Below are 22567 nucleotides of genomic sequence, written 5' to 3' on the forward strand. Positions count from 1 at the left end.
GTTTTGTCAGCATGAGGCCAAACTGCCTAATTTAGGGCATCACACCACTTGCGCTCTAATTATGCAAGCGTATAAATACTCCCATAAGCAATTTTTACGAGAGAGCAGTCGCATGAGCGCATTCGGTTCCCAGTCCATGGCCCTTCCCCTGAAACGCGTCATCATGCGCATGCCTGACCGCGTCATGGCGGGCGCCGAACGCGACGTCTGGCATTACGGTCCGCAGTTCGATCCGCGCCGCGCATCCGAACAGCACCGCGTCTTTGCCGGTCTCGTGGCCCAGTCTGGCGCCGATATCACCTGGATCAGGGACGGCAATGACGGATTGTCGGATTCCGTGTTCACCCACGATCCCTCTCTCGTCACCGACAAGGGCGCGATTCTCCTGCGCATGGGCAAATCCCTGCGCCTCGACGAGACGGACCTGCACCACGAAACCTACAGCCAGATGGATGTGCCGGTGCTCGGCCGTATCGTCGCGCCGGGCACCGTCGAGGGCGGCGACTGCGTCTGGGTCGACAGCAAGACGCTGGCCATCGGCCGCGGCGTGCGCACCAATCAGGCCGGTATCGAGCAGATGGCCGCCATCCTCGAGCCGCTTGGCGTCACCGTCCTCGGGTTCGACCTGCCGCTGTGGCAGGGCGAAGAGGCCTGCCTGCACCTGATGTCGATCATCTCGCCGCTCGCCGAAGACCTCGCGCTGGTGCATCTGCCGCTTTTGCCCGCTGCCTTCTACCAGCTGCTGAAGGAGCGCGGCATCCGCCTGATCGCCGCGCCGGAAGACGAATTTGCCGCCAGCAACGGCCTCAACCTCAACGTTTTGCCGACGGCGCCCTATGAAGTCATCGCCGTGGCGGGCTTTGAAAAAACCAAAGCGGCCATGGAAGCCGCAGGCTGCACCGTGACAACCTTCGAAGCCGATGCGCTGTGCATTGCCTGCGAGGGCGGCCCGACCTGCCTCACCCGCCCGGTTTTCCGGCAATGAACGCACAATCGGCCACACGCAAAACTTTTCGCCGCGAAGGCGAGGACAAGCGCCGCGAGGATCTGATCGCCGCGACGCTGGAATGTGTGGCCGAGCGCGGCCTCGCCGGGGCGACCGTGCGCGAAATCGCCCAGCGGGCCGACGTCACGCCGGGACTGATCCGCTATTACTTCCCGACCAAGGACGACCTGATCGGCGCCGCCTACCGCGCCGTGATGAACCGCATGACCGTACAGGCCAGCGATGCCTTGCAGAATGCCGCCGACGATCCGCGTTCGCGCCTGCAGGCCTTCGTTACCGCCAATCTCGGCGAACCGATCATGGACCCGCACAACCTCTCGCTGTGGGCGGGTTTCATCGCGCTGGTGCATGCCGATCCCGCCATGGCCTCTGCCCACCACGACGGCTATCTCGGCTTTCGCGACGAGCTGGAAATCCTCATCCGCGAGGCGCTGCGCGCCGCCGGAAAACCGGCCGAACACAACCATACCCGCCGCCATGCCATCGCTATCAATGCGATCATCGACGGATTGTGGCTGGAAGGCTGCCTTGCCGGCGATATTTTCGACGATGGGGAATTGGCGGAAACCGGGGTTGCCGCTATTGAAGCCGTACTGGGAATTTCATTACAAGCTGAAGGAGGCGCCCAATGATGCGCTATGCGTCTGTGACTGATCGTCTGGCCGGTCTGGGATCGGATAAATGGGCCGTGCATATCCGGGCGCGCGAAATGAAGCGCGCCGGTCATGAGATCATTGAGCTGACCATCGGCGAACCCGATATTCCGACCCCGACCGACATGCTTGACGTGGCTGAACATGCCATGCGCACTGGCCGCACCGGCTATTCGAATGGCCGGGGCGAACCCGGCGTTCTCGCGGCGCTTTCGGCAAAGTATACCGCACGCACCGGCCGGGCCATCGGGCCGGAACACATCCTGTGCTTTCCCGGCACCCAGACCGCGCTGTCGCTCGTTATGCTCGGCCTTGCCGAGGAAGGCGACGAGATCATCACCGGCGATCCGCTCTATGCCACCTATGACGGCGTCGTCCGCGCCACCGGTGCAACCCGCGTGTCCGTGCCGCTGCGGCCGGAAAACGGTTTCCGCATGCAGGCAGCCGATCTGGAAAAGGCGGTAACACCGAAATCCCGTGTTCTCCTCCTCAATACCCCGCACAACCCGACCGGGGCGGTGCTGAGCGCAAAGGAAGTGGCCGAGATCGGCGAGGTCTGCCGCAGACACAATCTGTGGATCGTCTCCGACGAGGTCTACGAACTGCTGATCTTCGATGGCAGTTTTGCCTCGCCGCTCGACCAGCCGGAACTCGCCGACCGGACGATTGCGGTTGCCTCCATTTCCAAATCCCATGCCGCACCGGGTTTCCGCAGCGGCTGGTGCGTCGGTCCGGCGGAGTTCACGCAGAAATTGCTGCCGCTGTCCGAATCCATGCTGTTCGGCGTCCAGCCCTTCATCGCCGACATGACTGCCTATGCCCTCGGCCAGCCATCGGCCGCTGCTGCGACGATGCGCGAGAGCTATTTCCGCCGCGCCCAGCTGATTTCAAAACGGCTCGACGGCATTGCCGGCATCGGCGCCGACGTGCCGCAGGCAGGCATGTTCATTCTCGCCGACATCCGCGCCACGGGATTGAGCGGCAATGATTTCGCCATGCGCCTTCTTGAGGAAGAGCACGTGGCCGTCATGCCCGGCGAATCCTTCGGCGACAATCTCGCCGGCTATCTGCGGCTCAGCCTCAGCGTCGCCGACGACAAGATCGATGCCGCCTGCGCCGGGATCGTCCGCCTCGCAACCCGCCTCCAGCAACGGAAATCCGCATGACCACGGTTGGTGAAGCCCTCGTCCATCTGCTCGAATCCTACGATGTCGATACCGTCTTCGGCATTCCCGGTGTTCACACCATCGAACTCTATCGCGGTCTTGCCGCGTCGAAAATCCGGCACATCACGCCGCGCCATGAACAGGGCGCGGGCTTCATGGCCGATGGCTATGCGCGGGCGACCGGCAAGCCCGGCGTCGCCTTCGTCATCACGGGCCCTGGCATCACCAACACGATCACCGCGATGGGTCAGGCGCGCGCCGATTCCATTCCCATGCTGGTGATCTCGGGCGTCAACCAGCGGGACTCGCTCGGCAAGGGCATGGGCTTCCTGCATGAATTGCCCAATCAGCGCGCCATGCTGCAGACGGTTGCGATGTTCTCGCATCGCATTGAAAAAGCGGATGAATTGCCCATCGTGCTCGCTCGTTCCTTTGCCTTGTTCGCCTCGCGGCGTCCCGGCCCCGTGCATATCGAGATACCGCTCGACGTGATGGCACAGCCGCTCGATGGCGCGAGCCGCCAGCTGTCGGACGCGCCGATCCCGCAGGCATCGGCCGAAACCATGGCGGAACTCACCCGCCAGTGCCTTGCGGCGGAACGGCCGGTCATCCTTATTGGCGGCGGCGCCAAGGGGGCGGCGGCGGAACTCAAGGATCTGGCGGAGAAGCTGGATGCACCTGTGATCGCAACCACCAATGCGCGCGGTATCCTGCACAATCACCCGCTGCTGATCCCGGCCAGCGCCAGCCTCACCGCCGTACGCAATCTTCTTGCGGAAAGCGATCTTGTCCTTGCCATCGGCACAGAAATGGGGCCGACCGACTATGACATGTATGGCGATGGCGGTTTTCCCGAGCTGAAACGTCTGGTGCGCATCGACATCGATGCGGGACAGCTCGACCGCCGCCCCGCCTTCATGCCCATCGAGGCTTCGGCCAGGGAGACGGTCAGCGCGCTTGCCGCCACCTTGCCCACGCGGCGCAACACGAAGTCCGGCGAAGACCGCGCCCGCGCCACCCGCGATGCGGCATGGGCCGAGATCGGTCCGCGCACGCAAAGCCATGTGCGCTTTCTGAATATCCTGCGCGACACGCTGCCGGGCTCACTCATCGTCGGGGATTCCACCCAGGCCATCTATTCCGGCAATCTCTATTACGACCATGACCGCACCGGCGGCTGGTTCAATGCGGCGACCGGCTTCGGCGCGCTCGGCTTCGGCCCGCCCGCCGCCATCGGTGCGGCCCTTGGGAAGCCCGAGACGTCGACGATCTGCATTGTCGGCGACGGCGGATTTCAGTTCGTCCTCGGCGAACTCGGCGCAGCCGTCGATGAGAAGGTCCCGGTCATTTTCGTGGTCTGGAACAATCAGGGCTATCAGGAAATCGAGCGCGCCATGCGCGATGTCCACATCAATCCGGTGGGCGTGCGCCCCTCGGCACCCGATTACCTGAAAATCGCCGAAGCCTATGGCGTGGCTGCGCAAAAGCTGAAAACGTTGGAAGAACTGCCCGCCGCCATGCTGAAAGCCAAGGCAAGCGGACAGCCCTATCTGATTGAAATCGATGAAACATTGATTGGTTGATGGCTTTACGCCATCAACCATTTCTGCCCGTTACGGCCGGTGGATGGTCTTGACCTCGAGAAAGTCTTCCAGACCGAATTTGCCGCCCTCGCGGCCATTGCCTGACTGCTTGTAGCCGCCGAACGGGCTGCCATAGCGATGCGGTCCGCCATTGATATGCACCATGCCGGCCTTCAGCCTTGACGCCACGCGCTCGGCACGCTTGGCGTCCCCCGTCTGCACATAGGCGGCAAGGCCGTAGGGCGTATCATTGGCGATGGCGATGGCTTCTTCCTCCGTATCGAACGGAATGAGCGAAAGCACCGGCCCGAACACTTCTTCCCGCGCAATGCGCATATCGTTGCGCACATCGGCAAAGATGGTGGGACGGACGAAATAGCCGGTTTCAAACCCCTCCGGCTTGCCTGCACCGCCGACCAGCACGCGCGCGCCTTCGGAAATGCCCGCTTCGATCAGGTTCTGCACCCGGCCATACTGGATATGGCTGACAAGCGGGCCGATATGATCGCCCTCTTCCTGCGGATCGCCGACCTGTGCCTGTCTGCCCGTGGCTTCGGCGATTTTCACCGCCTTGTCATAGACCGAGCGCTGCACCAGCATGCGCGTCGGCGCATCGCAGGACTGGCCGCTATTGTTGAAGCATTCGAGCACGCTGCCCGCGACGCGATCCTCCAGATCGGCATCCTCGAACACGATGTTGGGTGACTTGCCGCCCAGTTCCAGCGTGACGCGCTTGACCGTTTCCGCCGCATCCTTGCTGACGGCGATGCCGGCGCGGGTGGAACCGGTGAACGACATCATGTCGACGTCTTTGTGCTTGGACAAGGCGGCGCCGACGGTCGCACCGTCGCCATTGACGAGATTGAAGACGCCAGCCGGAAAGCCTGCCTCATCCACCATTTCAGCATAGAGCAGTGCATTGAGCGGCGTGAACTCGCTCGGCTTCAGCACGCAGGTGCTGCCGGTGGCGAGAACCGGGACGACCTTTAGCGCGATCTGGTTGATCGGCCAGTTCCACGGCGTGATCAGCCCGCACACGCCGATGGGCTCGCGCACCAAAAGATCGCCGTTCGGCAGTTCCTCGCGCATGTGCAGTGCTTTCAACGCATCGATAAAGCCCTGGAGGTGGCCGACGCCGACATCCGCCTGCTGCTGCGTGCTCATGGTGATCGGCGCGCCGAGTTCCAGCGTGATGGTTTTTGCCATCTCGTCATAGCGGCGCTTGTAGATCGCGAGCAGCTTTTCCAAAAGCGCCAGCCGCTCTTCCACCGATGTGCGGCTATAGGTCTGAAAGGCGGTTTTCGCCGCAGCCACGGCGCGGTCGATATCGGCTGCCGTGCCCATGGAAATGACAGCGACCGGTTTTTCCGTCGCCGGGTTGATCACATCGAGATCATTGGCCTTGAGAGGCGGCACCCACGCGCCATTGATATAGAAATCCCGCTTGATGAGCATCGTCGCCTCCTCGTGAATGCTGTTCGTCCCGCAAATGGTATGGGGCTTTTCGCCCGGTTGCTAGAAGGAAAAACGACGGAAAGTTTATGTGGTGGCCGACTATCGCTATCACCCCCCTCTGGGCTGCCACCCATCTCCCCCACAAGGGGGGAGATCATCTTTCACAATGGTTTCAGCCAACCTTCAACGTTGAAAATGATACGGAATCATTGATGTCAATGTGATCTCCCCCCTTGTGGGGGAGATGTCCGGCAGGACAGAGGGGGGTAAAACCACTCTCACCCCGCCGAGCGCACCAGCGCCTGCGCCATGCAGTGAATGCCGCCGCCGGTTTTGGAAATCTCGCTCATATCCACCGCCGCCACCTCGAATCCGCGCGCGCGCAGCTTGCCGATCAGCGTCCTGCTCGACGACGGCGCGATGATCCGGTCCTTGCCCAGCGCCATGAAATTGCAGCCGAGATTCATCGTGTCCTCAAACGGCACGTCGATGATCTCGTGGCCCTTGGCTTTCAGCCAGTCGACAATATCAGGCTCCGTGCAGGCAAGGCACACGGCGGTCAGTTTTGGCGCGATCGGCACCACCATCAGGTCGATATGCACGTAGTACTCGTCGATGAAGGCAAGGCGCGTCTCCCAGCCTTCCCGGCGGAACCATTCCTCCACCTGCCGCGCGCCCTCTTCCTGCGTGCGGGCGCCGCCGCAGCCGATAAGGACGCAGCCCTCCTCGATCACGTTGAAATCACCGCCCTCGAAGGTGCCTGCGGTCACCATGTCATAGATGGGGATGCCAAGCTTTTCGTAGGTGCGGATCGCGGCGTAATTCTCGCCGCGCCGCCACCAGTTGGCCATGGCGGTGATGATGGCGCCATAGGGCGTCATGACGCTGGAATCGCGGGAATAGACCTGCATCGGCAGTTCCGGTTCCGGCTCGTGCCAGTGGATTTTCACGCCGAAATGCTCATAGGCGGCAACCAGTTCCTTGTGCTGGGCCTGTGCGGTCTGAATATTGCACGGCGCCTCGCGCAGATGCTTGCGCGACAGCGAGCTTGTCGCCATGTGGCGCAGGAAGGCGGGCGAGCCCAAAAGGACATCGGTCAGCGGGTCGGTTTCGTTGCGAAAGCCCCAGCCTTTCAGCGGTTGTGTACCGCCGTTCGGATCGCGGCGTTTGAGCGTGAAAACATCGCTGTCAAAACCCTGTTCATGGCGTGTCATTGGTTCGTCTCCTCGTCAGGGGCGCGTGGGTATCCACCAGTCCCGCCCGCGTGCAGTGGTCACATATTCCGGCCAGCGGAAATGAATCGGCGGCTCGTAGTCGCACAGGGGTGCGATCCAGTTGGAGCCGCCAATGCCGCCGCCGGTGCGTTGGATGAATTCGTCCTTTGCCTTGTCCCTCGCCTCGCCATCCTCAAGCAGGCGCAGCGCGGTCAGCGCCACCGTCTTGGCGGCGGTCAGCACCATCGGATCGATCGTCGCCGAAATACCGCCGAGCGCATTCATCACCCAGCCCGGATAGGCAAAACCTTTCGGTGCCTTCAAGGCGGGCCGCGCCACGTAGAACCGTACGGTGGGTGCATGCCATGTCATGTCGGTATAATCGTCGGAGGTGGAATTGATCTGCGACGGCGGCAGGTCGCGGCGCAGGATCGCCTCGGCTTCCCGAGGCGCGATCAATGCCTCGCATTCATCGAGAAACGGGTTCTGCATCGCATCGATTCCGGCATTCACCTGAATCTCCCGCGCAACCGCCTTTGCCGCCTCGTTCCAGCGCGGCGCGCCGACAGCCTGCAGGGCATCCCATGTCACTTCGGCCATGGCATGGTTGGCAAGGCCCGGTCGTGACTTGCACACCCAGTGCCGCTCCACCCGGCAGCCGGTCATGGCGGCGGCGTGTTCGGCATTGCGGTCGAGCACGGTGGTGACACGTTCGGCCATGGCAATGTCAGGCACGCGCATCATGTACTGGATTTCGGCAAGCCCGGCGGGCAGATTGTCCGCCGTCGCCTGCCCTGCCGTCAGGATCGCCTCGCTGATCGACCAGCCGCCCTGATGCGGCAGCATGGAATCGCGCAGCGCCTTGGAGGCCATGTACATCATCATCAGCGCATCGTTGGCGCCGGGTGCGCGCACCGCCGAATGGGATTGCGGGATCGGCGCGCCATCGCTGAGCCCCCAGCCCTCCGGCTGGTCGCAGACAAAGCGGTAAATCATCGAATAGGCGGCGCCGCAATGCGTCTCCCAGCGCACCGTATTGCACAGCGGCAGCATGTAGAACGGATGAAACGAGATCATCCCGTCCAGCCCGTCATAATAGCCCTTGGCGGCATGGATGGGTTTCGAGCCCCGCACCTTTTCGGCGGGTTCGCCGGTGAAGCGCAGCGTGCCTGCAATGCCATGTTTTTCCATGGCGGCTTTTGTTGCCAGCAACCCGCCCAGACTGGAAATGCCGAGGCCGGAATGCGGGTCCGTGTGGCCACCCGCATGCTCGTTTAGGCCGGGTCTTGGCCGTTTGACCGTGGCCGCGTCCTGGCAGTTGCCGGGGACCGCATCATATTCCGCATACATGCCGATGACAGGGGATTTGCCTGTCATTCCCGCCCTGTTGGACCAGTGCGCGCAGAATGCCGTGGGCATGCCGCCGGATCCAACCTCGACGTCGAAACCTTCGCGGCGCAGCAGCGCCACATACCAGTCCGCCGATTGATATTCGCGCCAGGCGGTTTCACCGAAGCCGAAAATGGTGCGCGTCCACGCCGACAGGTCGGCCTGATGCGCGTCGACAAAATCCAGCGCTGTGCTTCCTGCTGCCGTGATCACCATGCATCTCCCCGTTGCGGCGAGATAATCATCTGGAAGGCGGGACAAAAAGTGATATGTTTTTTCAAAACGTGCAAATTCCATTCACCTCATCAGCCGGAAACCCATCCATGCGCATTCCTTCCACGCAGGCCCTGCGATCACTTGAAAGTTTTGCAAGGCACGGCAGCGTCTGGCGTGCGGCGGAAGAGCTGCATCTGACCCGCAGTGCCGTCAGCCATCAGCTGCGCCTCCTCGAGCGCGATCTTGGCTTTGAACTGTTGCAGCGCGACGGCAAGGGCGTGGCGCTCACGCCGCGCGGCCGCAAATATGCCAATGACGTGCGCAAGGCGCTGATTGTCATCGACGATGCGGGCGGCAGGCAGAGCCCGGCGGGTGTCGGCGGATCGCTGTGCGTGAGTTCGACGGCTGGTTTTGCGTCGCTGTGGCTGTGCACCCATATCGCCGAGTTTCAGGAGAAATATCCCGATGTCGCGCTGCGCATCGTCACGCCGCGCAAGCTCGACGACGTCACTGATTCCACTGTCGATATTTTTATAGCCTTCGGCGACGGCAACTGGCCGAACCGCGCGGTGGAACTGCTGTGCGAGGTGGAATTCACGCCGCTGTGCAGCCCGGTGCTGCTCAACAAGATCGGCGGTATTGCCGAGCCAAGAGACCTGTTGCGCGCGCCGCTGCTGCATCTGGGCGATTTCGAGGACTGGACCCGCTGGATGGCGCTGGCCAATGTCGAGAACCCGGATTCGGAGCGCGGCATCATCTTTTCCGACATGAACCTTGTCTATTCCGCCGCCATCACGGCGCAGGGCGTTGCCATGGGCGATGAACTCACCTGCCGCAAAGCCATGAAGGCAGGTCAACTCATCCGTCCGTTCGACCTCGGCATCAAGTCGCCAAAGTCGTATTTTCTCGTCACGGATTTCGCCAAGATCGAGCATCCGGCCCAGCTGGCGTTCACGGAATGGCTGAAATCGCGCCTGTCGCAAACGCGCAACGCATGAAGCCAGGAATAACATCTGCTCATGCTGGCGTGAATTTCATTCACGTATCGCGGCAATATATTTCAATTGTCGTCACCGGAGATTGTGCCTAGGCTTTCCCGAAAAGCAGGGGAAAGAGGTCAATCAATGCCTCAACGCATGCAACTGGGCGACGCGAAAGCCGCCGAGATCAAGGCTGTTTCCATTGGCAAGACATTCGGTGCATTCCGTGCGCTGAAGGATTTGTCGCTCGACATCGGACGCGGCGAGTTTCTCACCCTTCTCGGTCCGTCCGGGTCGGGCAAGACCACCTTCCTGATGATCCTTGCCGGCTTCACCGCGCCGAGCGAAGGCCGCCTGATGATGGACGGCCGGGATATTACCGACGTGCCGGCCGAAGACCGCTCCTACGGCATGGTGTTCCAGGGCTACGCCCTGTTCCCGCACCTGACGGTTGAACAGAATATTGCCTTCCCGCTCAAGGTACGCGGTCGCTCCGCAGCCGACATCAAGCGCCGCGTCGGTGAAATGGTGGAGCGGGTCGGCCTCATTGGGCACGAGAAAAAGCTGCCGGCAAAACTCTCCGGCGGCCAGCAGCAGCGCGTGGCGCTCGCCCGGGCACTGGCTTTCGAACCCTCGGTGCTGCTGCTGGACGAGCCGTTCTCGGCCCTCGACAAGAATCTGCGCGAAATGATGCAGGAGGAAGTCAAACGGCTGCATCAGGAAACCGGCACGACGTTCGTGTTCGTCACGCATGACCAGTCGGAGGCGCTCGCTTTGTCCTCGCGCGTGGCTATTTTCAACCATGGCGAGCTTTTGCAGGTCGGACGCCCGCAGGATGTCTATGAGCGGCCTGAAAACCGCTTCGTTGCGGAGTTTCTTGGCGAGATCAACCTTTTGCCGCTCGACGCCCTGCGGCTCGACGGCGACAGCGCCGCCGGACAATTCGAGGACAGAACCATCGTGCTGGCCCGGACAAATCCGCAGATCGGGCCGAAAGCCGTTGCCGCCGTGCGCCCTGAGCATATGACCATCGCGGCAGCGCCGCAGAATGCCGGGCACAACGCCATTGCCTGCCGGGTCGAGGATGCGACCTATCTCGGCGCAGTCACCCGCTATCACCTGAAGACCCGCACTGGCGCGTCCATTGCCGTGTCGATGCCGACGGTGGCAACGCCGCCTTTTGCCCACCGCGCCGATGTCTGGGTGTCCTGGCCCGTAGAACAGGGATTTTTGCTGCCGCACCAGACCTAGAACCATGCATACGGAATGTGACAATAACAATCCCAGGGGAACACAATGGATCACGCATTTCAAAAAGACTGCCTTGAAATACTGGCTGAAAAGGTGGAACGCGGCGAGATCAGCCGCCGCCGGTTCACCCAGATGGCCGCAATGCTGCTGGCGGGTGCGCCTGCCTTCATGCGCTCGAACCGGGCACTGGCTCAGGCGAAAGACCTGGTGCTGGTCAACTGGGGCGGCGATGCCATGACCGCCTATGACAAGGCCTATGGCCAGCCCTTCGCCAAGGAGAGCGGCATTGCCGTCAAGATGGACGGTTCCGGGCCGACGGAAGGCGCCATCACCGCCCAGTTCAAGAGCGGCAAGCCCAGCTGGGACCTGATGGACATCGATCCCTTCTCCGGCATTACCTTGGGCAAGCAGGGTATGCTCGAGCCCATCGACTATGCCATTGTCGACAGGCACAAGATGCGCCCCGGCTTCGGCTGGGACCATGCGGCATCGACCTATTTCTTCTCCTACATCATCGCCTATGACTCGTCGAAATTCGGCGATCAGGTGCCAACCGGCATGGCCGACTTTTTCGATGTGAAAAAATTCCCCGGCAAGCGCTCGCTCTACAAATGGGGTTCGGCCATGTGGGAAGCGGCGCTGATGGCCGATGGCGTCGCACCGGAAAAGCTTTATCCGCTCGACCTGAAGCGCGCCCATGACAAGATCGCCGCTTTCAAGGAAAACGTCGTTGCCTATTGGGGCGGCGGTGCGGAAAGCCAGTCCGTGCTCATGGACGGCGAAGCCTCGATGGCGCTGATCTGGTCGACCCGCGCGCAACTGCTCGAACAGGATTCCGGCGGCAACATTAAGTTCGTCTGGGATCAGGGCCTGATTTCACCCGGTGCCCTCGCCGTGATGAAAAACAATCCCGGCGGCAAGGACAATGCGATGAAGTTCATCGCCAGCGCGCAGACGCCGGAACGCCAGCTGCAGATGTTCGAGCTGCTGGGCCAGGGCCCGGCCAATCCGGCCACCGATGCGCTCATTCCCGCCGACAAGAAGCGCGTCAACTGCGTCGATCCGGCCAATATGGCCAAGCAGATTCCGCTGAACATGGAATGGTATGCGGAACACTATGCCTCGGCTTTCGACGAATACACGAAAGTCATCTCGGCTTGAGCATCGTTTGGTGATCTCCCCTTGCGGGGGAGATCACCGGCCGCATTCTGACGTGCAACGGGAAATTTGAATGGGAAAATCGGCGACATCACGAACAATCCTGCTGCTTGCGCCGCTGCTGCTGTTTCTCGGGCTTGCCTATGTGGTGCCGTTTCTGGGTGTCATCAGATGGAGTGTCACCCTGCCTGAACCGGGGCTTGGACAATATCACGCCGTGCTCACCGATCCGCTCGTGCAGTCCGTGTTCATCCGCACGCTCCGCATCTGTCTCATCGTCACCGCTGCCGTGCTTGTCATGGCCTATGCCATCGCCTATGTCTGGGTGCGCGGAACACCGGCGCAGCGCATGCTGGCGGAATTCTGCATTCTCGTGCCCTTCTGGATTTCCGTGCTGACCCGTGCCTTCGGCTGGCTGGCGCTTCTCTCCAATCGTGGCCTGATCAACACCTGGCTGCAGGCGGCTGGCATCATCAGCGAACCGCTGGCCCTTGCCCGCAACGAGTTCGGCGTCGTCATCGGCATGACGCATTTCCTCATTCCCTTCGCGGTCTTTCCCATTGCCTCGGCCATGCGCGCCATTGACGAGCGCGTGCTTCTGGCGGCGCGCGGCATGGGCGCCTCGCGCAGCCGCATCTTCTGGAGCGTGTTCGTGCCGCTGACCTATGGCGGCCTGATCGGCGCGGCGCTGATCGTCTTCGTCTTCGCCCTCGGTTTCTTCGTCACCCCGGCCATTCTCGGCGGCGGCCGCAGCGTCATGGTGGCGGAACTGGTGTATCTGCGGATTTTCCAAAGTCCCGACTGGGGGCTCGGTGCGGCGATCAGCGTGGTGCTGGTGCTGTTCATCGGCATCCTGCTCGCGCTGATGCGGCGCTTCATCAAACCCGCGCATCTGGTGGGCTGACCCATGCAGTCATCCCGTCCCGGTCCCGTCCTCCTGATCATTGCCACCGCCGTCGCGCTGTTCCTGCTGATGCCGCTTCTGGCCGTCGTGCCCGTCTCCTTCACGCCGCAGCGGTTTCTGTCGATGCCGGCGGGCACGCTGTCGCTGCGGCATTATCAGGCGCTCATCGACAATCCCGCATGGGGGCAAAGCGTGCTGCTCAGCCTGCGCATCGGCCTTCTTTCCAGCGCCATCGCAACGGTGCTGGCCACGCTGTTCGGCCTCGGCATCTGGATGTTCCAGCCACGCTTTTCCGCGCTGCTCATCGGCTTCGTGCTGCTGCCGCTGATCGTCCCGCCCGTCGTGTCGGCCATGACGCTGTATTTCCTCATGACGACGCTTTCCGCCTTCAACAGCTTTATCGGCTACGACACATGGATCGGCGTGGCGCTGGCCCATGCGGTGATGATCACGCCGTTTGCCGTGGTGCTTATCCTCGTGGCGCTGTTTCAGGTGGACCGGCGCATCGATCTCGCCGCCCGCGGCCTCGGTGCTGATCTCACCACCCGCGCCTTCCGCATTATCATTCCCAACATCAAGTTCGGCATCGCCACGGCGGCGCTTCTGTCCTTCGTGCTGTCCTGGGAGGAGATTGGCGTCACCCTGTTCATCACCAGCGTCAACGCCATCACGCTGCCACGCCTGATGTGGATGGGCCTGCGCGACAATATTGATCCTGCCATCGCCGCCATTTCCGTGCTTCTGATCATCGTCACCGCAGTCATCCTCGCCCTGAGGATTTTTATCGAACGGCGCGGGACATCGGAGACAAAATGATTGCAGATGACATTGTAGCGGCGCTTGCAGCCATCACCGGCCCGGCGGCAATCAAGACCGGCGATGCCTTGCGGGCCATTCATCCGGGCTCCGATCCGCACAATCTCGACGCGGGGCTGATGGTCACCCCGCAGACTGTCGAACAGGTCAGCGCCATCGTCAAATTCTGCAACGGCAACCGGATCGCCATTGTCCCGCATGGCGGGCGCACCGGCCTTGCCGGGGGCGCCGTCTCGCACAAAGATGAAATCATCCTGTCGCTGGCCGCGCTCAACCGGATTGAATCCGTGGAAGCGGCGGCGGGAACTGCCATCGTCGAATGCGGCGTCACCCTGCAGGCGCTGCAGGAGGAAGCCGCCAAGGCCGGGCTTACCACCGGCATCGATATCCCCTCGCGCGGCAGTGCCACCATCGGCGGCATGATTTCCACCAATGCGGGCGGCATGGAGGCGTTCCGGCTCGGCGTCATGCGCCAGCGCGTGCTGGGGCTCGACGTGGTCCTGCCCGATGGCTCCGTCATGAGCGATCTCGCCGAGGTGACCAAAAGCAATGAGGGATATGACCTGAAGCAGCTTTTCATCGGCGCGGAAGGCACGCTCGGCATTGTCACCCGGGCCGTCATCGCGCTGACGCCGGTCGACCGGTTTACCGCCACCGCGCTCGTCGCCTGCCCGTCTGCCGCAGCGGCGGTGTCGCTGTTCCAGACACTCCGGCAGAACCGCGCGCTGCGTCTGCTGCGCACGGAATTCATGGCGCACACCTATTTTAGCCTTGCCGTCGAAGCCCTCGGCCCCGCGTCGCTCGCCGCATTCACCCAGGCGCCCGTCTATCTCATTGTCGAAAGCGAAGGCCTTACCCAGGAAGCCGCGCAATCGGCGCTGGAAGAGGCGCTTGGCGCTGCCATCGAAACGGGACTGGTGCTCGATGCCATCATTGCCCAGAGCGGCAAGGAGCGGAACGACATCTGGAACATCCGCGAAGACAGCAATGTCATCACCCGCGCCTATCCGCATGGCTACTGGTTCGACATTTCGGTGCCGCTGCAGCATCTGGATGCCTATCTCAGACAGTTCGACGGGGGTGTCGCGGCGCTTGGCGCCGATGTCAGAGGTTTTGCCTTCGGCCATCTTGGCGACGGCAATCTGCATATCTGCGTGGCAGGCGAAGACGAGAATCCGCACAAGGATGCGGTGAAGGACATCGTCTATGCCAATATCAGGCAGATGGGCGGCTCCTTCTCCGCCGAGCATGGCATCGGCCTGGAAAAGATGCCGGAACTGCAGGCGCTGGCCGATCCGGTAAAACTTGCCCTGATGCGGACGATCAAGCAAACGATCGATCCGAACGGCATCATGAACCCCGGCAAGGTTGTTGGCTGACCATGTCGCGGAGAACAAAGCATGTGGCGCGTTCGGGCTTCTCGGGCACCCCGTGCAAGGTTATCGTTTCAGCCATGGTCCAGCCTTTTTTCCATCGGCTTTGTGCAGGCCGGGTGCAGTTCCTGCGTCCGGTGCATCTGCGGATGACCATCTCCACCACAAGCATCATAAAATCAACAAAAGGGGTTCTCACATGAAGACACTATTGATGAGCAGCGTCATGGCCTTCGCCCTGATGGGTGCCGCCGGTGCGGCGTCGGCGGCCGAGTGCGGTGACGTGACCATCGCCAGCATGAACTGGCAATCGGCCGAGGTTCTCGCCAATCTTGACAAGATCATTCTCAACAAGGGCTATGGCTGCAATGCCGATATCGTGCAGGGCGATACCATTCCGACCCTGACATCGATGACCGAAAAGGGCCAGCCGGACATCGCTCCCGAAGGCTGGGTCGATTTCATGCGCGATATTCTCGACAAGGCCGTTGCCGACGGCAAGCTCGTCTATACCGGGAAATCCCTGTCGGATGGCGGCGTGCAGGGCTGGTGGATCCCGAAATACCTCGCCGACGCCCATCCCGATATCAAGACCATCGATGATGCGCTGAAACATCCCGAACTGTTCCCGGCACCGGAAGATGCCTCCAAGGGCGCTGTCTTCAACGGCCCTCCCGGCTGGGGCGGCACGCTGGCCACCACCCAGTTCTTCAAGGCCTATGATGCGGAGAAGAAGGGTTTTACGCTGGTTGACACCGGATCGGCCGCAGGCCTCGACGGGTCATTGGCCAAGGCCTATGAACGCAAGCAGGGCTGGGTCGGCTATTACTGGGAACCCACCGCCCTCCTCGGCAAGTACCAGATGGTCAGGCTTGATCACGGTGTGCCTTTCGATGCGGCGGAATGGAAGCGCTGCAACACTGTCGCCGATTGCGCCGACCCGAAGAAGAATGCCTGGGAACTGGCCGAAGTGGACACGGTCGTCACCAAAAAATTCAGCGAAAAGTCCGGCCCGGTCATGGACTATCTGAAGGCGCGGTCCTGGTCGAACAAAACCGTCAATGAGTTGCTCGCCTGGATGACCGACAATCAGGCAACCGGCGAAGACGGCGCAAAATACTTCCTCAAGAACCACGAGGACATCTGGACCAAATGGGTCAGCGCCGACGTGGCCGCCAAGGTCAAGGCTTCGCTGAAGTAACACTAGCTGACGTCATTTATCTCCCCCCTTGTGGGGGAGAAAGCGATTTCAGCATCTTAGCCTCTTGGCTAAGTGCTAGAAATCGCAAGAGAGGGGATTTTGGAAGAACACGAGTTCCCCTCTCTTGGATTTTCTAAGGATTTAGCAAAGGGGCTAAATCCAAGAAAATCCCTTCTCTGCCTCAAGGGGAGAGATACCCAATCCCGCCCGGCGGCGACTTCACATGACAATCATTAAAAGCGGATGGCGTAACGCAGCCCGTCATAGATGGCGGCATGGATGTTGCGGGCGTGCACCGCATCGCCGATCCGCAACAGATCGAACTGTCCTTCGGCATGGCGCTGCGGGAAAATGGCGCCACCATTGACCAGATTGCCGTAATCCACCGCACCGCCATTGCGCGACAGCGGCTTTAATTCCCGGTAGAGATCGTCGATCGGCAAGGTGCCGTGCTCGACAACCACCTGATCCACCAGCCGTTCCTCGCGATAATCCGGATCGAAATCCGAGCCCAGTGTCGCGACAAGCTGATTGCCGTTGCGGGCGACGCTGATCAGCCGCGTGTTGATGGTCACCCGCACCCCGTGCTCGTGGAATGCGCGCATATAGGGCACATGGTTCATGCCGCCCATTTCAGGCGCGAAGAACCGCTCCGGGCTGACGAGTTCAAGCCTTGCGCCGGCGCGCGCGATCATTTCCGCCGCGCTCATGCCCTGATGGCCGCCATTGTCGTCATAGAGCAGCACCGTTTCGCCCGGTTTCACCGCGCCCGCCAGGATATCCCAGCTTGAGGTGACCAGCTCGCCGCCCGCCGCCAGGGGCGGGTTTTGCGGCAGCCCGCCGGTGGCGATCACCACCACGTCGGGGGAAAGCCCAAGCACATCGCCGGATTCGGCCCAGACATTGTAGCGCAGGGAAACACCCAGCCGCTGCAGCTCTTCCAGCCGCCAGTCGACAATGCCGATCATCTCCTTGCGCCGCGGATTCTGCGCGGCAAGACGCACCTGCCCGCCCGCGTGGTCCGAGGCCTCCAGCACGGTGACGCTGTGCCCGCTTTCGGCCGCAACACGCGCCGCTTCCAGCCCGGCTGGCCCCGCCCCGACAACAACGACAGTCCGGCTCTTTGCCGCTTTGGCGACGGTGTGCGGCATGGTGCCTTCGCGGCCGGTCGCCGCATTGTGGATGCACAGCGCCTCGCCGCCCTCATAGATGCGGTCGAGGCAATAGGTCGCGCCAACGCAGGGGCGGATGCGATGTTCCTCGCCCGCCTCGATTTTCCGCACGATATGCGGATCGGCGATATGGGCGCGGGTCATGCCGACCATATCAAGCTTGCCCTCGGCGACGGCATGGCGGGCCGTGGCCACATCGGCGATGCGCGCCGCGTGAAAGACCGGAAACTTTGTTTCCTGCCGGATGTCCCCGGCAAAATCCAGATGCGGCGACGAGCGCATGCCCTGCACTGGAATGACCTCGTTGAGCGCCGCATCCGTATCGATATGGCCGCGAATGATGTTGAGAAAATCGAACTTGCCCGATGCCGCGATGCGCCGGGCAATCTCCACGCCCTCCTGCCGCGACAGGCCCTGCTCCCAGTCCTCGTCGGCGACCATGCGGATGCCGACGATGAAATCGGGACCGACGGACCGGCGCACCGCGTCGATCACCGCCCAGGTGAAGCGCAGGCGGTTGTCGAGCGAACCGCCATATTCATCCTCGCGCCGATTGGTGGCGGGCGACCAAAACCCGTCCATGAGATGGCCGTAGGCTTCGAACTCGATGCCGTCGAGCCCAGCGGCCTGCATGCGCTGCGCCGCTGACGCATAATCGGCAATGATCCGTTCGAGATCCCAGTCTTCGGCCTCTTTCGGAAAAGCCCGGTGAGCAGGCTCGCGCACCGGCGAGGCGGAAACCACGGGCAGCCAGTCCGCCTTGTTCCAGCTGGTGCGGCGGCCGAGATGCGTCAGCTGGATCATCACGGCGGCGCCGTGTTCATGACAGTCATCGGCCAGCTCGCGCAGCCAGGGCACGATCTCGTCCTTATACGCATGCAGATTGCCGAAGGCCGGCGGCGACTCGCGCGAGACAACAGCCGACCCCGCCGTCATTGTCAGAGCGATGCCGCCCTTGGCCTTCTCCACATGATAGAGCCGGTAGCGGGTCTTCGGCATTCCATCTTCCGAATAGGCGGGCTCGTGGCTGGTCGACATCAGACGGTTTTTCAGGCGTAGATGTTTCAGCTGATAGGGCTGTAGAAGCGGATCGGCATGTGCGGACAATGGTCTCGGTTCCCGTTGTTTTCCGCGATCCTACAGCGGGAATCACCCGACGGGTTTCTCCCACGCGACTTAAAGTGGTGCGGATTCGTCAGATGCGTGCCGCGGCTTGTCCACCTTGTGGTTGCAACGCAAAATGCACCGGCATTCACAACGGCTTGATCGCAAAGAAATTCCCTAAATCCGCTCCGCCGCGCCGCGTCTACGTCATGGATGAAAATTTTTCATACCCGTTTCACATGGATGCAACCAACAGCGGAGAGATGATCCCGATGATCAGTGAAATCACCTGCCCGGACGACAAGAGCGCCCTGTGCGCCGATATCATGAGCGGCCTGCCGGAATGGTTCGAGGAGCCGGACGGCATTGCTGCCTGCGCCGGTCTGGTAACGGGCCTGCCCGTCCTTGCCCATACGGACAGCGGAACCCGCACGGGTTTCATTGCGCTCAAATACCATCCGCCGGCGGCGGCGGAAATTTTTGTGATCGCCACACGCCGGGAATTTCATGGCCGGGGAATCGGCCATTCCCTCCTCAAAGCCGCCGAAGCCCATGCGCGGCGGTCCGGCTGTTCCCTGCTGACGGTCAAGACGCTGGCGCCGCGCGGCCGGCATGAACCGCATCTCGACAGCACGCGCGCCTTCTACGGGCGCAACGGTTTTCTCAAGGCGGAAATCTTCCCCACATTGTGGGCGGAAGGCCATCCATGCCTCTTTTTGGTCAAACCGCTGCATTAGGCGATCACCGCAAATCTCCTGTCCGGAGCCGGTTTTGATCGAGCCATCGGCGTGCTATTGCGCTCTACGGTGTTGATGAAATGCGATGCGGCTTGGAATTGTTCCGGCAACGGGTGTATAGGCAGGTCCGGCAGGGCCTTGCCGGCATAGCAAAGCCGTATTTGAGAGAAAGACGCGCGTCGACATGACCATAGCGAATTCGCGGAAAATCACCGCCTGGGAAGACATCACGGCTGCCGTGGGCAATTTTCATCTGGCGGCGCTGCTCGGCTGGCAGGACGTGGCGCAGCGCTACCGGCGCTCCAGCGTCGGCGCCTTCTGGCTGACCATCAACATGGGCGTGCTCATCGGCGCCATGGGCCTGATATTCGGCACCATTTTCCGCTCGCCCATGTCCGAGTTCCTCCCCTTCATCTGCGTCGGCCTCATCCTGTGGGGCTATTTTTCGCAGCTGATCAACGAGGGCTGCCTCAGCTTCATCTCCAACACCGAGACGATGCTGCAATTGCCGCTGCCGTTCTTCACCTATGTCCTGCGCACCTGGTGGCGCAACTCGATCATCCTGTTCCACAACATCATTATTTTCCCCATCGTGCTGCTGCTGTTCGGCAAGTTCATGGGATGGACGGCGCTGCTGGTCTTCCCGGCCTTCTTTCTCGTCTCGCTCAACCTTCTGTGGATGATGGTGGTGCTGGCGGTGGTGTGCACGCGCTACCGCGATCTGACGCAGATCATTCAGAACGTCATGCAGGTCGGCATGTATGTGACGCCCATCATGTGGCAGCCGCACCAACTGCCGGCGGACAAATCCATGCTGATGCTGGATCTCAACCCCTTCTACCACCTTGTCAGCGTGATCCGCGAGCCGCTGCTCGGACAGATGGGCACCCCGCTCAACTGGGGCGTGGTTGCCGGCATGGCTGTCATCGGATGGGGCATCGCCCTGCTTTTCCTCAACCGCTACCGCTCGCGCATCACCTATTGGCTCTAGGCCCTTTCGGCACGCCCCACCCCTTTTCCTGCGAAGGCCAACATGACTTCAATGATTCTCGACAATGTCACCGTGGATTTTCCGATCTACAACGCGAAAAGCCGGTCGCTCAAGAACCAGGTCATGAGTCTGGCCACCGGCGGCACCATCGGCTCGAACGCCGAAGGCCATGTGGTCATCCGCGGGCTGGAGGCCATCAGCCTCACCCTGAACGAGGGCGAGCGGCTCGGCCTGATCGGGCACAATGGCTCGGGAAAGACCACGCTCCTGCGGGTGATGAGCGGCGTGTATTATCCCTCGGGCGGGCGCATCGCCATCAACGGCAAATGCACCTCGCTGATCAACATCTCGCTGGGCATCGACCCGGAAGCCACGGGCCGCGAAAACATCCGCATCCGCGGTGCTCTCCTCGGCTTTTCCAAGCGCGAGATGGCGGCCAAGCAGGCGGAGATCGAGGCATTCTCCGAGCTCGGCAATTTTCTCGACATGCCGGTCAGGACCTATTCGACCGGCATGCAGCTGCGCCTGGCCTTTTCGATCTCGACCGTCATCCAGCCGGAAATCCTGATCATGGATGAATGGCTGGCGGCGGGCGATGAAAGCTTTCAGAACAAGGCCAATGAGCGCCTGCACGACCTCGTCAACAAGACCAGGATCCTGATCATCGCCAGCCACTCCAGACAGTTGCTCCTGGCCAATTGCAGCCGTATCGTCTGGCTCGAACATGGCAAGGTCAAGATGGATGGAGATGCCGAAACCGTCGCCAATGCCTATTTCGGCCACCAATAGCGCACGTCGCGGCGTAGGCCAGTAGGGCGCGCTCGACATGCGGCGGAAGGATAGCGCCTCCTGACACTATGCTGTCAGGACCCCTGTTGTATGCGGGACCATCACAATGAAGGGACCATTCCATGCATAAGGCCGACATGAACCGTCTTTTCGAAAGATTATGGCACGGCGAAGCGGCCATGGAAGAATGGAGCGCGGCCGTTGCCGGCGGTTCAGCGCACGCGGTCCACGACGATATGATCGTTGTCTCGACGCATTACGTGGTTGGCAATGTCACGGCAATCCGCACCGGCGCCGGGCTGGTGCTCGTCGATACTGGCGGCAGGGAAACTGCACGGGAAACGCTCGGCGTGATCCGCCGCTGGGATAGCAGCCCCATCCACACGGTCATCTACACCCATGGTCATATCGACCACACATGGGGAGCCCGTCTTCTGGATGAGGAAGCGGACGTCAACGGCGTTGCTCGCCCGCGCATCGTTGCACACCGCAACATATTGCAGCGCTTCGCGCGTTATGATCAGTCACAGGATCTGAACAGTCTCATCATGGGACGTCAGTTCAACAAAGCCGGCTATGTCTTCCCCGGCGAGCACCGGCGTCCGGATGAAGTCTATGACGATCAGCTTTGCCTCGATGTCGGCGGCCTGCGCATCGAACTGACACACGGGCGCGGCGAAACGGATGATGCGACCTTTGTCTGGCTGCCGCAGAAGAAAATCCTGGTCAGCGGTGATTTTGTCATTTGGGTGTTCCCGAACGCCGGCAATCCGCGCAAAGTCCAGCGATATCCGCAGGATTGGGCGGCGACGCTTCGGAAAATGCATGCGCTTGAGCCCAACATCCTGGTTCCCGGCCATGGACCGGTCGTTTCAGGCGCCGCCCGCGTGGCTGAGATGCTGGATGACGCCGCCAGCGCCCTGGAGAGCCTTGTCAATCAGACACTTGAGCGAATGAACAGGGGAGAGACACTGAATTCAATCCTGCACAGTGTCCGCGCGCCTTCGGAGCTTCTCGGCAAACCCTATCTCCTGCCGAAATATGACGATCCCGCCTTTGTCGTGCGCAGCGTCTGGCACCTCTATGCCGGATGGTTTGACGGAAACCCCGCGCACCTCAAGCCGGCGGCTGACCAGGACCTCGGCCGGGAAATCGCACACCTTGCGGGCGGTGTGGGAAACCTGGCGAAACAAGCCGAAGCGCTGCGGGCCGCGGGCCAGATGCGCGTGGCCGCACACCTGATCGAATTTGCCGTGGCCGCCGCCCCGCAGGACAAGGCGGTTCACCGTGTCCGGGCAGCCATCTATGCCGACTGCATCGACGCGGAGACGTCCTTGATCGGCAAGGCGATCCTGGCCTATTCACTGCGCGAGTCCGAAGAACACCTGCAATAGCAGGCTCAGGCGGCA

Annotated in this window: 19 protein-coding genes; 15 read left to right on the forward strand and 4 right to left on the reverse strand. The window is 61.7% G+C overall.

Annotated elements, in window-relative coordinates:
* The first annotated feature begins 112 nt into the window (after window positions 1-112).
* The 4 genes from C5750_RS06395 to C5750_RS06410 are packed head-to-tail and all read left to right on the forward strand — an operon-like array spanning window position 113 to window position 4408.
* Window positions 113-985: a dimethylarginine dimethylaminohydrolase family protein gene (locus C5750_RS06395; RefSeq protein WP_105732940.1), complete on the forward strand. Its 873-nt coding sequence runs from the start codon at window positions 113-115 to the stop codon at window positions 983-985.
* Entirely contained in the window at window positions 982-1638 is a 657-nt protein-coding gene (locus C5750_RS06400) for a TetR/AcrR family transcriptional regulator (RefSeq protein ID WP_105732941.1), read from the forward strand. The genes C5750_RS06395 and C5750_RS06400 overlap by 4 nt, the downstream gene beginning before the upstream one ends.
* Window positions 1638-2825 (forward strand): pyridoxal phosphate-dependent aminotransferase, encoded by a 1188-nt coding sequence (locus C5750_RS06405; RefSeq protein WP_105733152.1) that lies wholly within the window; start codon window positions 1638-1640, stop codon window positions 2823-2825. The genes C5750_RS06400 and C5750_RS06405 overlap by 1 nt, the downstream gene beginning before the upstream one ends.
* A complete protein-coding gene (locus C5750_RS06410) occupies window positions 2822-4408 on the forward strand; it encodes a 5-guanidino-2-oxopentanoate decarboxylase (protein ID WP_105732942.1) in 1587 nt (528 codons plus the stop codon). Before C5750_RS06405 ends, C5750_RS06410 begins: the two co-directional genes overlap by 4 nt.
* Before the next feature lie 30 nt (window positions 4409-4438).
* On the opposite strand, the gene C5750_RS06415 is transcribed toward C5750_RS06410, so the two are convergent.
* From C5750_RS06415 to C5750_RS06430, 3 genes are all read right to left on the reverse strand, one after another.
* Window positions 4439-5863, reverse strand: coding sequence for an aldehyde dehydrogenase family protein (locus C5750_RS06415; protein WP_105732943.1), 1425 nt, complete (start codon window positions 5861-5863; stop codon window positions 4439-4441).
* Window positions 5864-6141: 278 nt separating this feature from the next.
* Window positions 6142-7077, reverse strand: a complete 936-nt coding sequence (locus C5750_RS06425; protein WP_105732944.1) for a dimethylarginine dimethylaminohydrolase family protein — start codon at window positions 7075-7077, stop codon at window positions 6142-6144.
* Between the two features lie 15 nt (window positions 7078-7092).
* On the reverse strand, window positions 7093-8682 hold the full coding sequence (locus C5750_RS06430; RefSeq protein ID WP_162800145.1) for a zinc-binding metallopeptidase family protein: 1590 nt from the start codon (window positions 8680-8682) through the stop codon (window positions 7093-7095).
* 107 nt (window positions 8683-8789) lie between these two features.
* Here C5750_RS06430 and C5750_RS06435 point away from each other — a divergent pair, with 107 nt between their 5' ends.
* The 7 genes from C5750_RS06435 to C5750_RS06465 all read left to right on the forward strand — a co-directional run bounded on the left by C5750_RS06435 (window position 8790) and on the right by C5750_RS06465 (window position 16365).
* Window positions 8790-9680 carry a LysR substrate-binding domain-containing protein gene (locus C5750_RS06435; RefSeq protein ID WP_105732945.1) on the forward strand — a complete coding sequence of 297 codons (891 nt, stop codon included), beginning with the start codon at window positions 8790-8792 and terminating at the stop codon, window positions 9678-9680.
* Window positions 9681-9806: 126 nt separating this feature from the next.
* Complete coding sequence (locus C5750_RS06440) at window positions 9807-10913, forward strand: ABC transporter ATP-binding protein (RefSeq protein ID WP_105732946.1); 1107 nt, start codon at window positions 9807-9809, stop codon at window positions 10911-10913.
* Between the two features lie 45 nt (window positions 10914-10958).
* Window positions 10959-12074 carry an ABC transporter substrate-binding protein gene (locus tag C5750_RS06445; protein ID WP_105732947.1) on the forward strand — a complete coding sequence of 372 codons (1116 nt, stop codon included), beginning with the start codon at window positions 10959-10961 and terminating at the stop codon, window positions 12072-12074.
* Window positions 12075-12144: 70 nt separating this feature from the next.
* Entirely contained in the window at window positions 12145-12975 is an 831-nt protein-coding gene (locus C5750_RS06450) for an ABC transporter permease (RefSeq protein WP_105732948.1), read from the forward strand.
* A 3-nt stretch (window positions 12976-12978) separates the two neighbouring features.
* Window positions 12979-13791 carry an ABC transporter permease gene (locus C5750_RS06455; protein ID WP_105732949.1) on the forward strand — a complete coding sequence of 271 codons (813 nt, stop codon included), beginning with the start codon at window positions 12979-12981 and terminating at the stop codon, window positions 13789-13791.
* Complete coding sequence (locus C5750_RS06460; RefSeq protein ID WP_105732950.1) at window positions 13788-15170, forward strand: FAD-binding oxidoreductase; 1383 nt, start codon at window positions 13788-13790, stop codon at window positions 15168-15170. The genes C5750_RS06455 and C5750_RS06460 overlap by 4 nt, the downstream gene beginning before the upstream one ends.
* Window positions 15171-15363: 193 nt before the next feature.
* Window positions 15364-16365, forward strand: a complete 1002-nt coding sequence (locus C5750_RS06465; RefSeq protein ID WP_105732951.1) for an ABC transporter substrate-binding protein — start codon at window positions 15364-15366, stop codon at window positions 16363-16365.
* 233 nt (window positions 16366-16598) lie between these two features.
* On the opposite strand, the gene C5750_RS06470 is transcribed toward C5750_RS06465, so the two are convergent.
* Window positions 16599-18644 (reverse strand): NADH:flavin oxidoreductase, encoded by a 2046-nt coding sequence (locus C5750_RS06470; protein WP_105732952.1) that lies wholly within the window; start codon window positions 18642-18644, stop codon window positions 16599-16601.
* A gap of 269 nt (window positions 18645-18913) precedes the next feature.
* Here C5750_RS06470 and C5750_RS06475 point away from each other — a divergent pair, with 269 nt between their 5' ends.
* From C5750_RS06475 to C5750_RS06490, 4 genes are all read left to right on the forward strand, one after another.
* Window positions 18914-19378, forward strand: coding sequence for a GNAT family N-acetyltransferase (locus tag C5750_RS06475; RefSeq protein WP_105733154.1), 465 nt, complete (start codon window positions 18914-18916; stop codon window positions 19376-19378).
* 184 nt (window positions 19379-19562) lie between these two features.
* Window positions 19563-20369, forward strand: coding sequence for an ABC transporter permease (locus C5750_RS06480; protein ID WP_105732953.1), 807 nt, complete (start codon window positions 19563-19565; stop codon window positions 20367-20369).
* Window positions 20370-20411: 42 nt separating this feature from the next.
* Window positions 20412-21158 carry an ABC transporter ATP-binding protein gene (locus tag C5750_RS06485; protein WP_105732954.1) on the forward strand — a complete coding sequence of 249 codons (747 nt, stop codon included), beginning with the start codon at window positions 20412-20414 and terminating at the stop codon, window positions 21156-21158.
* Between the two features lie 122 nt (window positions 21159-21280).
* Window positions 21281-22552: an alkyl sulfatase dimerization domain-containing protein gene (locus tag C5750_RS06490; RefSeq protein WP_105732955.1), complete on the forward strand. Its 1272-nt coding sequence runs from the start codon at window positions 21281-21283 to the stop codon at window positions 22550-22552.
* Window positions 22553-22567: the final 15 nt, after the last annotated feature.

The organism is Phyllobacterium myrsinacearum (assembly GCF_002980555.1).
GTDB lineage: Bacteria > Pseudomonadota > Alphaproteobacteria > Rhizobiales > Rhizobiaceae > Phyllobacterium > Phyllobacterium myrsinacearum.

Bases quoted from the DNA above. Each gene is read 5' to 3' on its own strand.
- C5750_RS06440 (WP_105732946.1), top strand. From the start codon at position 9,807: ATGCCTCAACGCATGCAACTGGGCGACGCGAAAGCCGCCGAGATCAAG.
- C5750_RS06480 (WP_105732953.1), top strand. From the start codon at position 19,563: ATGACCATAGCGAATTCGCGGAAAATCACCGCCTGGGAAGACATCACG.
- C5750_RS06465 (WP_105732951.1), top strand. From the start codon at position 15,364: ATGAAGACACTATTGATGAGCAGCGTCATGGCCTTCGCCCTGATGGGT.
- C5750_RS06415 (WP_105732943.1), bottom strand. From the start codon at position 5,863: ATGCTCATCAAGCGGGATTTCTATATCAATGGCGCGTGGGTGCCGCCT.
- C5750_RS06490 (WP_105732955.1), top strand. From the start codon at position 21,281: ATGCATAAGGCCGACATGAACCGTCTTTTCGAAAGATTATGGCACGGC.
- C5750_RS06445 (WP_105732947.1), top strand. From the start codon at position 10,959: ATGGATCACGCATTTCAAAAAGACTGCCTTGAAATACTGGCTGAAAAG.
- C5750_RS06395 (WP_105732940.1), top strand. From the start codon at position 113: ATGAGCGCATTCGGTTCCCAGTCCATGGCCCTTCCCCTGAAACGCGTC.
- C5750_RS06475 (WP_105733154.1), top strand. From the start codon at position 18,914: ATGATCAGTGAAATCACCTGCCCGGACGACAAGAGCGCCCTGTGCGCC.
- C5750_RS06430 (WP_162800145.1), bottom strand. From the start codon at position 8,682: ATGGTGATCACGGCAGCAGGAAGCACAGCGCTGGATTTTGTCGACGCG.
- C5750_RS06435 (WP_105732945.1), top strand. From the start codon at position 8,790: ATGCGCATTCCTTCCACGCAGGCCCTGCGATCACTTGAAAGTTTTGCA.
- C5750_RS06410 (WP_105732942.1), top strand. From the start codon at position 2,822: ATGACCACGGTTGGTGAAGCCCTCGTCCATCTGCTCGAATCCTACGAT.
- C5750_RS06450 (WP_105732948.1), top strand. From the start codon at position 12,145: ATGGGAAAATCGGCGACATCACGAACAATCCTGCTGCTTGCGCCGCTG.
- C5750_RS06460 (WP_105732950.1), top strand. From the start codon at position 13,788: ATGATTGCAGATGACATTGTAGCGGCGCTTGCAGCCATCACCGGCCCG.
- C5750_RS06405 (WP_105733152.1), top strand. From the start codon at position 1,638: ATGCGCTATGCGTCTGTGACTGATCGTCTGGCCGGTCTGGGATCGGAT.
- C5750_RS06455 (WP_105732949.1), top strand. From the start codon at position 12,979: ATGCAGTCATCCCGTCCCGGTCCCGTCCTCCTGATCATTGCCACCGCC.
- C5750_RS06400 (WP_105732941.1), top strand. From the start codon at position 982: ATGAACGCACAATCGGCCACACGCAAAACTTTTCGCCGCGAAGGCGAG.
- C5750_RS06425 (WP_105732944.1), bottom strand. From the start codon at position 7,077: ATGACACGCCATGAACAGGGTTTTGACAGCGATGTTTTCACGCTCAAA.
- C5750_RS06485 (WP_105732954.1), top strand. From the start codon at position 20,412: ATGACTTCAATGATTCTCGACAATGTCACCGTGGATTTTCCGATCTAC.